Source organism: Devosia sp. (assembly GCF_028290645.1).
Lineage (GTDB): Bacteria > Pseudomonadota > Alphaproteobacteria > Rhizobiales > Devosiaceae > Devosia_A.
Window position 1 is genome coordinate 1 of the sequence record NZ_JAQGJL010000109.1, and the last position, 12,121, is coordinate 12,121.

Here is a 12,121-nt window from a genome sequence, read left to right on the forward strand (position 1 = left end):
CAGATGTCTTCAATCCGGTTTTCTATCGGGGTGCCCGTCATGCCGAGAACGAAGTCGGCGTTCATCACTTTGGCAGCGTGAGTGTTGATGGTGTCGGGCGCCTTGATCTTCTGCATTTCGTCGAAGATCGCGACCGAATAGGCAACTCGGGCAAATGCCCGGTGGAAATTCGCCAGCGTTTCGTAGGTGGTAAGAATCCAGTCGGAGTCGCGTAGTCTTGAGACATCCAGTGCGTCCTCGGGCGAGGCGGGACCTCTCGCCTTCAGTCGGTTGAGACCGGATCCGAAAACTTCGACACATTCGCCCAGACTATCGGGGACCAGGTGCGTCTCGGCCTCCTTCTGCCAGTTGCGGAGCAGGGCAGTGGGTGCAACAATCAGGATAGGGCCGTGGAAGCGCTTGGCTTCAGCGCCCGCCGCGTGGCGATTGCTGCGGAACCACGCGAGGAATGCCAATGCCTGCATTGTCTTGCCCAGTCCCATGTCGTCGGCCAGCAACGCCCCGGGCAGACCGGAGGTCCAGGCATCGACGAGCCAACCGAAGCCAGTCGTCTGGTGCGGCTTCGGCACGGTCCGCACCGCATCCGAGGGCCAGAGTTTTTGGGCAAACAGCGGCCGGGGCGTAACGCCGGCGGCAAAGCCCGTCTCCTCGATGTTGTCGTTCATCAAGAGGACGTTTCGGTCCTCGGAAAGTTTTGCCTCCTCGGCGCTTCGGTCAAAATGCGGCGGTGCGGCCTCCATGTCCCGCAGTCTGGCCAGCGCCGCGTCCACGTCGTCCTTGGAGAATGTCTCGCCGCGATAGCGGATGTCCTCGCGACCCTCACTGGCCGCAGAATCTGCTGCGGCAGCAAGCTCTTCGACACCCTTGGCGTCGACCTCCAGGTCCTTCGATCCAACGCGCAGCACGAAGCGTTCCGGCAACCACCCCTGGCCCTTGCGCATCAGCCAATCGAGCTTTGGCTTCTCCCATATTCCTAGTCCGACAACACGTTCCGAGTATTGGCGGGTCTCGACAAAGATGGTGCCGATTGCCTCCCCGGCATCCGGTAACGCCTCGGCTATGTAGGTGCGTGGATTTCGCAAGAACGCGCGACGCTCGCTATCGGGCGCCCGACGCAGCCGTTTGACGACGTTGAGGGCGGATTGCAACTCAGGTTCGATCACGAGGTAGGTGTTACGGGCAACCACGTAAGATGGCCGCGTACCCAGCCCATCGGCATTGAACTGCTTCAGGAATTCGGCGTGCTGGTGGGGCGCAAGCAGGGCATGCTCCTCGTTGTCCTTGAGGTTCAACTCCATGCCATCACCGCCGCTGCCCTCTGGAGCGATGGTCTCGTCTTCAAGGCTGGCGCGCATAGCGGATACCATCAGCACTGGATCGAAAATCGGCGCGCCAACCGCCTGCTTGATGTCCAGCGCGAACGCCCCGGCCTGGTAAATTCGCAGGTTCTGCAGGATCTTGTCTGCCTTCACCGCCGTTCCCGTGAGCGGCTCGAGGCGCTGCTGGACCGCGAGCCAACTCGGAAGCCGTTGCTCGGGAGGCTGCCCCAGTGTGGCGTTGTAGGCGTCGATTGCCTCGAGGAGATGATACACGGGTGTTGCGAGCCGGCCAGTTTCCTGGCCAAAACCGACGAACATTCCCGTTCGCTTCGGCGTCAATCGACGGAAATTCGTATCGTACCAGCTCGCCGTGATTGCACCGTCTGAAGTTTCGACCCTACCATTGAGAGACAGGCTCAGCGATAGCGGCGCTATGGCAGGCGTCTGCAGCAGGGTGGCGATGCTTGCTGGTACCGACAGCAGCGCATCGGTCGTCACGGTGACTTCAGTGCCCTGGATCGACGCCCCCCCGCTATCGATCAGGCGCTTAAGATAGCGCACAGCCGGCGCCAAAGACTCGGGCGCTGTATGCCACATGTCGACGGGTACCGGCCTTGGCCCTAACATTCGCTTCTCTATGAGAGCGATCGTGCCGCCCTGCGCGGATGGCGAGAACACGAAAGCAGTGGTCATTGACGCAATCGGTAAACCGCCTCCGGTATCCGGATGCCGATCAGTTGCTGCAGGCGATCGGCGATCTTGTGCTGCCAACTCAGCCCTTCCGATCCCCCATGTCCCCAAGTCAGCTCATCGGCCGTCTCATGGTGACCTTGCCCGGTAAAAATCTGGACGTCATTGGAGCCGTAGTGAGGATCAAACATTCTTGGCGCGCCGGGTTGATCGGCCGATGACCAGACGTGGCATTTTCCGTTGTCGTTCCAGTCGGCAATGAGGCAGTCGGCGACCTTCATCAAGAGCACCGCGTGGGTCGGTTTTACGTACTTGCCGGACTGGCTGAGCTCAGCGAAGCTGACATTACGTCCAAAAGTCGCCCGTACCCGGTTGGTCCCCACCCGTCCAAAGGCAACCCAAACCTGAACATCCAGGCCCTTTGAGCGATAGTGCTCGTAGACGCCTTCCCAAAAGGCCCGCCTGTACTTCCACATGTGTTCGACCGCGATCTCGTCGACGATATCGAGAAACTGCCGTAGCGATTGCTCGGTCAGCCACCCGGCAACGATTGCCCTCAGCACCGGCGGGACCAGCATCCATTTGCCAGGCCGAAGGCGTGGGTCGCCGAGAAGTTTGAGGATGAGGTCCAGGAACCGGTCCCGGATGGGATTGTCGGGGCTCACCCGCTCGAATGGCCGCAACAGCGCTTCCGCGATATCGGGAAGCTGCTCTCCGAACAGGGGATTGCCGCCCTCACTCAGCGCGTAGCGCTGAATTTTGCCTAGTCGCTTCATGTGGTCCGGCTCGCTCCCTCGTGCGAGGGCAGAGAGTAAGGCCGCGGTGACGGCGCGGGCATAGCCGCCCTGTGCGCCCATCGCCTGCAGACCTCGATCGCGAAGGATTTCGGTCGCGGACCGGTCCTCGTTGATCACGGCGGCGGCCAGCCGCTTTGGGCCGGTCTCGGGATCGAAGAGGCCGAACTCTTCCTGCAACTGTCCCCAATGCCCACCCCATTTCTTCGAGAGCTGGATGAGGCAATGTGCCGTCGCGTCAAGTCCCGGCAACTCTGCACGAAAGCTGTCGACGTAGGCCGACGCCAGCGACCGGAACGGACTTGCCCTCTCGGCTCTGGCGATGGCTTCGAGAAGCGGCAGGAGTAGATCGGCTTCAGCTGCGAGTTGTGTTTCCTGGGTCCACAGACACCATGGCGCCTGGCGAACCTGCCGCCTCGAGAGCGACTTGCCCGCTCGAATTGCGCCGGCAATCTCTGCCGCAACTTGCCGGGGATCCCTCGGCCGGTAGCTCCCCTCCATTGCCGGCATTTCTGCGAGCTTCGCTCCAAGTCTCTGCAGTGCCAGCATCTCGGGAAGCCGAGGAGCGATAGCTCCCGTTTGGCGAACAATACCAATGCAGGCGTCGCGCAGATTATTGGACATTTGCGGCACCATTCGGCGCGTCATCTCGCGCCCTTTTCACCGCCTCGGTCAGGTCGTTGAGTTCGAGCGCCATCGTCTCCGTCAGCGCCTGCACCTCGTTCAGGTTGTCTTGATTGTCGATCTTCATCACGAAGCGCAGGTCGATCCGGCGTTGTGCGTCGTAGTCGTCGTCCGAGATGCTCGGAATTGGACGCGTCTCGCCGTACCCGGAAACGGAAATCACCCTTTGGCCGGTGACGTTTGTAAGGCTTTCCAGCGCCGGTTCGGCGCTGATCAGGCTGATATAAGTGTTGACGGCGCGAGCTGTGGACAATCGCCAATTGTCGAGCTCCGGCCCCTGCTTGTCGGTATGGCCTTCAAGAAAAAGCGTCTCCACCGTAACAGCACTGCCCCTGCTTTCGCGGGTATAGCTAGGCAGGATTTCAGCGAGTACCGAGGCGACAATAGCGACATTGCCTCTCGCCATTGCTGAGAGATTTGGGTCATCCAGCGCGAAGCGCACCGCTTTGTCTCGGAGCCTGAGGATATCGCTTCCAGTACTGATTTCCACCTCGAGACCTTTTTGCGCCAGCGCTGCTTTAATCTCCTCCAACATTTCGCGCCTCACGTCGTTGGCCTTCCTGATCGCCTCGACGCTGTCACGGACTTGCTGCTGGAGCTGAGTCAGGTTCTCCGTCGCCTGCTCAGCCTGACGTTCGACGGCTTCGAGCCGCTTGATGCGCTCTTCCGAGGTATCCGTCTGCTGGCGGAAATTCAGCGCGAAGACCATGAGTAAGATGATGAAGATGAACAGGACGCCGACCATCATGTCGGTCATCGAGATGAAATAGTTTTCGTCTTCTTCGCCGTGGATCGTCGTCGCCGGTCCCTGCGTCCCCTCGTCAATCACTCAGCGGCCTCGCGCGAAAGGCCCTTGGTAAGTTCTTCGACACTGGTCGCGAGGTCAGTGGTGTTTTCGCTTATCTGTTCGATTGAGGTTTGCAGGCGCGTCATCACGTTTGCGAGCTCGCTGTCCATTCTGCGGGCAAATTCGGTGAGGCGCTCCGATTGCCCGTCGGTGGCTTCCGCCAGCTTGCCGACAGCGTTTGCCAAGGCTTCGTCGATCTTATCGAATTGCTCCTTGTATCCAGCCCACATGTCACCCAGCCGGACAATCTGCTCGGTAAGCGCGTTCGACAAGCTAGTTGCAGCACTGTTGGCTGTCTCGAGTCCCGCCGCGCTGCGCGTAATCGCCTGGCTCATTTCGGATGAAGCTTGAGCTACGCGCTCGCCGGACTGCACAAGCGGCGCCGCTGCTGCCCGTACATCCTGGGCTGTGCGCGCGAATGCGTCGGCGACACTGCGAGTCTGGCTGGTGGCGTCGCCGATGGCGCTTGCCTGATGGGAAAGTGCCAATTCCCCAGAACTCATCGCTTTCTGGAAGCGGTCGATCTCATCGGCGATGCGTTGCATCGCGCCGCGCAGGCCGTCGTCGAGTGCTTTCGATACCTCCGCCGACGCCGTGGAGATATTAGACACGGCACTGGCCTGAGCGCCCAGCACATGCTCGCGGACCTCGGTGATATTGCTGATCGAACTCGCCTGGAAGCCCTCGAGCCCGGACATCAGGGCACCCAGCTGCTCCTCAAGCCGAACCATCACTCGGCCCATCGCTTCTTCCACCTTGGATGATGCCCCGGAAGCAGCGTTGCCCAGGTCAGCATCGAGCCTGCTGTTCGCCTTCTCGAACGTCTCTCTGAGCGCCGAAACCACCTCCTCGAGCCCGGCTCGGTTCTGCTCAGCGCTCCCCTCGAGGCTGCGGCCGGCATCGCGCACAAGCTTGTTGAGATTTTCGGCCGCCTCTGACATGCGCCGAGCGAAATCCTCGCCAGTGCCCTCCAACCCGCGCTTGGTTTCGCTCAACGTCAATTGCATCTGCTTCAGTGTCTCGCCGAGTTCGCGAAGTTCCGTGCCCGCGCTGCCCTGCACCGATGTCGAGAACTCCTTGAGTAAGTCGCTGACCCCCGACTGACTGGTTGCCTTGAGCTGTTCGATCGCCGAACCGATGCCGGTGGTTACAGGCGACAGCGCCCGTTCCATCGCAGCGCCGATTAGCGGCGCCACGACATCGGCCAGCTTGGTGAAATAGCGATCGCTATTGATCTCCTTGAGCTGATCGCGCTGCTCTTTCCCCACCGCGTTCATCTCTGCCGTGATGGATTGCGGCGCGGTGTAGCGGAGCTGGTGTTCCACCGCCTCTGAGAACCGCGTGAATGCTCCTTCTATCCAAACGACGATAAGCTTTGCCACAATCGCGAAGATGATGGAGACGCCCAGACCGGCGATTGACGTCGTGAACTTGAACGATGCGATTTCAAGCAGGTGCGCCATGGCTTTCTGCATGGCCTCCACATTGCCGCTGTTCACGGCCGGTCCTGCCGTGCCCAGAGCCAGCACGATACCGATGAACGTGAGAAGCAATCCCACGCCCACAAAATAACCAGAGATGCTGCCCAGCATCTTTAGGCCGGTGAGTCTTTCGCGAGCCTGCACATAGCTGATGAAATTCTGGGGGCGGACGGTGTTGCCAATGACGCCGTCGACCGCCTGCTCGTCTTTGAGCAGCGTCTCGTCGAACTCTTTCCACGCATGCCCGATGAGCGGATGACGGTAGAGCCTTGGGTAAACCTCTGCATCATAAGCGTTCGCGAAGGCCTTTCTATCCTTGTATTTCGCCACGATCCGCCTCGCCGCCAGCAACGACAGGCGAACCGCAACTGCGTGCATGATCAGGAAGGCGGCAAGCAGGCCCAGGCCGGCGGCGACCAACAACCACGCCAGAGACGTTGCGAACGCCGGTTTGCTGATCGCTTCAGCCGCGGCCGCGCCGTTGCCGGCCGAGGCGTTGGCGACCGCTGAACCCAATATTTCGATATTTGCTGTGATGTCGAGGAAGGGCACCAGCGCGTCGCAAAGAGCGATAGTACCGAACACTATCAGCCAGAAGCAGACACATCGAAACAGACCGTTCCAGGCCAATCGCCGAAAATAGTGCATCGTCACCCCCTGCGCGCACGCACCAACTATCACTCACGCGCACCGACTAAACGCACTATTCGCGCGCGAAAGATATCGTGTCCACTGGCGTAGCGAACTACCGCGCCATCGCCGATGCGCTGGAAGCTAAGGTCCGCACCTGATATCGCAGCTATCCGCAAAGTGCTCGTCATCGCGCGTCACTTCCAGTGTAGCGCGGCGTGACGCCGATCGGCTTGCAAGCGCCACCAGGCCAGGACGCGGTCGGCTACCCAGAGGTCGGACTCTTCTCTGATGTTGAGCTTTGGCGCATAGAGGAGGTGACGGCCGCAATCAACAGCTATCAGCCTCGGCTATCAGTCTCGGCCCTATGCGAGTGTCAGCCAGAGCGCCCTCGAGCGATTTTGCCGGTGTCGCCGAGCGCGATTGTCATGGCTTTTTGCTGACATCGCACGGACACAGAATTCAACCGACCAAGTGTGGCTGGTGAGGTACCGCTGTAATCACTAGGAAAATTGGTACGCCCGGATGGATTCGAACCATCGACCATCCGATTAAAAGTCGGATGCTCTACCACTGAGCTACGGGCGCCCGGATCGCTTGGCGGATCGGGGCGGAACATAGGCATTGTGCCCCTGCTGTCAATTGCTATCGCGAGCGGGGCAGGGCGCTAGTTCAGCAGCGGTACGGGTTTGCCGGCAAACGCGGTCGGCTCGCAGGGAACGCCTACCTGGTCGAGGCGGGCGCAGAGTTCGATCGCGGAAGCGCGGTCGATCATCGGGCCCGCGACGAGGATCTTGCCGTCGGTACCGTCCTGATCTGCCAGGACGGGCGACAGCCCGACCAGCATCGTGCCGACCTGCGCCAGCAGTTCTTGCCACTGCGCTTCGGCGGTGTCGGGTTGCACCGGGAAGCCGAGGGCGATGCCTGGCGACGAGCCATCGGGGGCGATTGCCGGCGGTTTCGTGCCGGTCAGCGGGACCACTTTGAGCTGCACGTCGTTCGAGCCCGGCACCAACGGTCGCTGCTGCACCGCGACGGTGCCGCCTTCGGTCTCGAAAGTCACAGTCTTGCCGTCCTCGATCGAGCCGGTGGCGATCGCGTCGACGCCCGGATCCTTGGCCTGCGCCTCCTCGATGAGCTTGGGCACGCTGATCTCGAGCGCGCCGACCCGTTGCGTCACGGCGCCGGCAGCTTCCTCGTTCATGGTAAAACGCTGCAGCAGCTGGTTGTTCTCGCGCTTCATGCGCGCCGTCTCTTCCACCAGGCTCGACACCTGTGTCCGCAATTGGTTGAGCGTGGTGCCCTCCAGACGCGAGGAATGAAGCGCTCCAAAGACACTGGCCGGGACCAATGCCGAGAGGTTCGCGCCGAGGATAGCCACGGCCCAGATGCCGAGCGCCGCGATGCCCCACATGGTGACGTCCGCCTGGCGGAACTGGTCGACTGCCTTCGCCAAAAGTCTTGTCCCCCTAGAGCCTTACGAATCAGGCTCATTAATGAGTTTACCACTCCGTAACCGCGTTATCGGATTCCCAACAATTTGCTGCCATAAACACGGGGGAAACGATGACCCTGACGAGGGCCCTCAATGACTGAATTGCTGTCGATCATCCTGGCCGCGGGCGAAGGCACCCGGATGCACTCGGCCGTGCCGAAGGTGCTGCACGAGGTAGGTGGGCTGCCGCTGGTCGGGCATGTCGTGCGCACCGTGGTCCGCAGCGGATCCTCGGCGATTTCGGTGGTGATCGGGCCTGGGCACGGGGCTGTCGAGGCGATGGTTTCGTCGCTGGCGCCTGAGGCGACGTTCTCGACCCAGGTCGATCGCAAGGGCACGGCCCACGCCGTAAGGCAGGCCGAGACGGCCTATGGCAGCGCCAGCGGTAATGTGATCGTCCTCTATGCCGACACCCCGCTGGTCTCCGATGAGACGCTCGCGGGCATCACGGCGCGGCTCGATGCCGGGGCCGATATTGTGGTTGTGGGGTTTCGGCCCGACGACACGACTGGATATGGGCGGCTCATAACCGAGAACGGCCGGCTACTGGCGATCCGCGAGCACAAGGATGCGAGCGAGGCGGAGCGCGCGATCGGGCTCTGCAACTCGGGCATCATGGGCTTTCGCGCCGAGACGCTGCGGTCGGTCATCGATCGCATCGGCAATGCCAATGCCAAGGGCGAGTTCTACCTGACCGACGCGATCGAACTGGCTAACGCCGACGGGCGCCGGATCGAGGTGGTGGAGGCCGACGCCAACGAGGTCATCGGGGTCGACGATCGTCGGAAGCTCGCACAGGCCGAGGCGCAGTTCCAGGCGCTGCGCCGGGACGATTTCATGCGCGCCGGGGTAACGCTGAAGGACCCCTCGACTGTGTATTTCTCCTACGACACCGAGATCGGCCGCGACGTGACCATTTTCCCGAACGTGGTGTTCGGGCCCGGCGTGAAGATCGCTGATGGCGTCGAGATCCGGGCCTTCTGCGATATCGAGGATGTTCGGATCGGCGAGGGCTCCTCGATCGGGCCGTTCGCCCGCATCCGCGGGGGGGCGGAACTGGGCAGGGACGTGCACCTCGGGAACTTCGTCGAGGTGAAGAAGTCCATCATCCACGACGGCGTGAAAGCCGGGCACCTGAGCTACCTCGGCGACGCCGAAATAGGCTCAAAGACCAATATCGGGGCAGGGACCATCACGTGCAACTATGATGGCGTGAACAAGTCCAGGACCACTATCGGGGCGAACGCCTTTATCGGCTCGAACTCATCGCTGGTGGCGCCGGTGACCATCGGCGACGGCGCCTATATCGCCTCGGGCAGCGTCGTCACCCACAACGTCGAACCGGACGCGCTGGCCATCGGCCGCGCCCGGCAGGAAAACAAGGCCGGTTACGCGCCCAAGCTCAAGGCACGCGCCGAAGCCATCAAGCGAGCCAAATCGGCCAGATCGTCCGGCCAGTAGGGGAGCCTCACATGTGCGGCATTGTCGGGATCATCGGCACGGAGCCGGTTGCGCCGCGGCTGGTCGATGCGCTGAAGCGGCTCGAATATCGCGGCTATGACAGTGCCGGCGTCGCGACCCTCGATGGCGGCGAGATCGGCCGTCGCCGGGCTGAGGGGAAGCTCGGCAACCTGGCGCAGAAGCTGAGCTTCGAGCCCCTGGCCGGCAATATCGGCATCGGCCACACCCGCTGGGCCACCCATGGCGCGCCGACCGAGGGCAATGCCCATCCGCATGCGACCGACAAGGTCGCGGTGGTGCACAACGGCATCATCGAGAATTTCCGCGAGCTGCTCGCTGATCTCGCCAAGGACGGGTACCTGCCCAAGACGCAGACCGACACCGAGTCCGTGGCGCTGTGGGTTACCCGCGAGTTGGATCGCGGGCTCGATCCCGAGATGGCGGTGGCGCGGACGCTGAAGCAGCTGTGCGGGGCGTTTGCGCTGGCCTTCATGTTCAAGGGCGAGGACGCGCTGCTGATCGCCGCCCGCAGCGGTGCGCCGCTGGCCATCGGGTACGGGGCGACCGAGATGTATCTCGGCTCCGACGCCATGGCGCTGGCGCCGTTCACCTCGCGGCTGAGCTACCTGCTCGATGGCGACTGGGCGGTGCTGACCAAGAGCGGCGTTACCATCCGTGACGGCTCCGATGCGATCGTGCAGCGCGAGATGCTGGTTTCGGCCGCCTCGGCGCTGCTGGTGGACAAGGGCAACCACCGGCACTTCATGGCCAAGGAGATCTACGAGCAGCCCGAGACGGTGTCGCACACGCTGAGCCACTATGTGGACATGGGGGCCGAGAGGGTAGCGCTGCGCGAGACGCTGCCGTTCGATTTCGCCAGCCTGTCGCGGCTGACGATCTCGGCCTGCGGCACTGCGGCGTTTGCCGGGGTCGTCGCGAAATACTGGTTCGAGCGCTATGCGCGGCTGCCGGTCGATGTCGATGTGGCCTCGGAGTTTCGCTATCGCGAGCCGCCGCTGGAGAAGAACGGGCTGAGCATGTTCATCTCGCAGTCGGGCGAGACCGCCGACACGCTGGCGGCGCTGCGCTATTGCGCGAGGGAAGGCCAGCACGTTGCCTCGCTGCTGAACTCGCCGGAATCGACCATGGCGCGGGAAAGCCAGGTGGTGTTTCCGACGCTGTGTGGCCCCGAGATCGGGGTGGCGTCGACCAAGGCATTCACCGCCCAGCTGACGGCGCTCGCCAGCCTTGCCATCGCGGCGGGGGTTGCTCGCGGCACTATCGGGCGGGAGCAGGAGGCCGAGCTGGTGCGGAGCCTCACCGGGCTGCCGGCCGCCATCTCTTCGGCGCTGGCGCTCGAAGGGCAGATCGAGGACATTGCCAAGCGCCTGTCCAAGGCCAAGGACGTACTCTATCTCGGGCGTGGTCAGATGTACCCGATCGCGCTGGAGGGGGCGCTGAAGCTAAAGGAAATCAGCTACATTCACGCCGAGGGCTATGCCGCGGGGGAGCTGAAGCACGGACCGATCGCGCTGGTCGACGAGTTGATGCCGGTAATTGTGGTAGCGCCGTCGGACGAGCTGATGGAGAAGACGCTCTCCAACATGCAGGAAGTCGCGGCCCGGGGCGGCAAGATCATCGTGATCACCGACGAGGCGGGCGAGAAGATTGTCGGCCACGGGGTCGCCGATGTGGTCGTGCTGCCCAAGGTCGCGAGCTTCGTCGCGCCGATCCTCGCGACCATCCCGGTGCAGCTGCTGGCCTATCATACGGCGACCTTCATGGGCACGGACGTGGACCAGCCGCGCAACCTCGCCAAGAGCGTGACGGTTGAATAAGCCCTTCTTCGAGCAGGAGCCGGAGCTCAACGTCTTCGGCGAACCCATGGCGCTCTGCTCGGCGAACCCGGTCACCGGGTTCTTCCGCAACGGCAATTGCATCACCGGCCCGGCAGACGAGGGCCGGCATACGGTCTGTGCGGAAATGACCGATGCCTTCCTCGCGTTCTCGAAATCGCGAGGCAACGACCTCAGTACGCCCGTTCCGGAATATGCGTTTCCGGGGCTGAAGGCCGGTGACCGTTGGTGCCTTGTCGCGCTGCGCTGGGTGGAGGCGCTGGAGGCTGGGATGGCGCCGCGCGTGGTGCTCAAGGCGACGCATCAGTCGGTGCTACGGTATGTCGGGATCGATGTGTTGAGGAAGTACGCGATCGATTGAGGGGCGTGGGGGGCACAGGCGCTGGGAGAGGCTAGTGCTCTAGCCCGCCCTGAGCAGCGGGATCGCGAGGTCCTTGCGGAACAGATACAGCAGCGTGCGGAGCGCTTCTCCTTCCGCGCCGGCAAGGCCCGGGTTGCGGGTCAGCGCGTTCTTGGCGTCCTCGTGGGCCCATTCGAGCAGGTGACGGTGGACGTCCGGGACGGCGAGGTGGTAGCCGGGCATGCCGGATTGGCGGGTGCCGAGCACGTCCCCCTGGCCGCGCAGCTCGAGATCCTTTTCGGCGATGACGAAGCCGTCTTCGGTGCCTTTGATGGTCTCGAGCCGGGCCTTGGCGGTTTCGCTCAGCGGGTCCTTGTAAAGCAGCAGGCAAGCGGAGCGCTGGCTGCCGCGGCCGCCGCGGCCGCGACGCTGGTGGAGTTGCGCGAGGCCGAAGCGCTCGGCGTGCTCGATGATCAGGATGGTGGCGTTGGGGACGTCGACGCCGACTTCGATAACCGTGGTGG

General features: G+C 62.7%; 9 protein-coding genes and 1 tRNA gene. 3 read left to right on the forward strand and 7 right to left on the reverse strand.

What is annotated here, in order from left to right; translation table 11 throughout:
* The 6 genes from JWQ89_RS06360 to JWQ89_RS06385 all read right to left on the reverse strand — a co-directional run.
* Window positions 1–2,012 (reverse strand): SNF2-related protein (locus tag JWQ89_RS06360; protein WP_299639397.1); only part of this gene is annotated, 2,012 nt, incomplete at its 3' end.
* Window positions 2,009–3,427 carry an EH signature domain-containing protein gene (locus tag JWQ89_RS06365; RefSeq protein ID WP_299639399.1) on the reverse strand — a complete coding sequence of 473 codons (1,419 nt, stop codon included), beginning with the start codon at window positions 3,425–3,427 and terminating at the stop codon, window positions 2,009–2,011. The genes JWQ89_RS06365 and JWQ89_RS06360, both read right to left, overlap by 4 nt.
* The gene (locus JWQ89_RS06370) at window positions 3,417–4,316 is read right to left on the reverse strand and encodes an OmpA family protein (protein WP_299639400.1); all 900 of its coding nucleotides are present in this window, start codon (window positions 4,314–4,316) and stop codon (window positions 3,417–3,419) included. The genes JWQ89_RS06365 and JWQ89_RS06370 overlap by 11 nt, the downstream gene beginning before the upstream one ends.
* Window positions 4,313–6,463, reverse strand: a complete 2,151-nt coding sequence (zorA, locus tag JWQ89_RS06375) for an anti-phage ZorAB system protein ZorA (RefSeq protein WP_299639402.1) — start codon at window positions 6,461–6,463, stop codon at window positions 4,313–4,315. Before zorA ends, JWQ89_RS06370 begins: the two co-directional genes overlap by 4 nt.
* Before the next feature lie 495 nt (window positions 6,464–6,958).
* Window positions 6,959–7,033, reverse strand: a tRNA-Lys gene (locus JWQ89_RS06380).
* Window positions 7,034–7,112: 79 nt separating this feature from the next.
* Entirely contained in the window at window positions 7,113–7,901 is a 789-nt protein-coding gene (locus tag JWQ89_RS06385) for a hypothetical protein (protein ID WP_299639404.1), read from the reverse strand.
* Between the two features lie 132 nt (window positions 7,902–8,033).
* Between JWQ89_RS06385 and glmU the strand changes: the two genes are divergently transcribed.
* From glmU to JWQ89_RS06400, 3 genes are read left to right on the forward strand one after another with little or no spacing between them, the layout of a single operon-like run.
* The gene (gene glmU / locus JWQ89_RS06390; RefSeq protein WP_299639406.1) at window positions 8,034–9,401 is read left to right on the forward strand and encodes a bifunctional UDP-N-acetylglucosamine diphosphorylase/glucosamine-1-phosphate N-acetyltransferase GlmU; all 1,368 of its coding nucleotides are present in this window, start codon (window positions 8,034–8,036) and stop codon (window positions 9,399–9,401) included.
* 11 nt (window positions 9,402–9,412) lie between these two features.
* On the forward strand, window positions 9,413–11,239 hold the full coding sequence (glmS, locus tag JWQ89_RS06395; RefSeq protein WP_299639408.1) for a glutamine--fructose-6-phosphate transaminase (isomerizing): 1,827 nt from the start codon (window positions 9,413–9,415) through the stop codon (window positions 11,237–11,239).
* Entirely contained in the window at window positions 11,232–11,618 is a 387-nt protein-coding gene (locus JWQ89_RS06400; RefSeq protein ID WP_299639410.1) for a DUF2237 domain-containing protein, read from the forward strand. The genes glmS and JWQ89_RS06400 overlap by 8 nt, the downstream gene beginning before the upstream one ends.
* A gap of 39 nt (window positions 11,619–11,657) precedes the next feature.
* Here JWQ89_RS06400 and JWQ89_RS06405 read toward each other — a convergent pair.
* The coding region (locus JWQ89_RS06405) for a helicase-related protein (protein ID WP_299639412.1) at window positions 11,658–12,121 on the reverse strand (464 nt) is incomplete at its 5' end.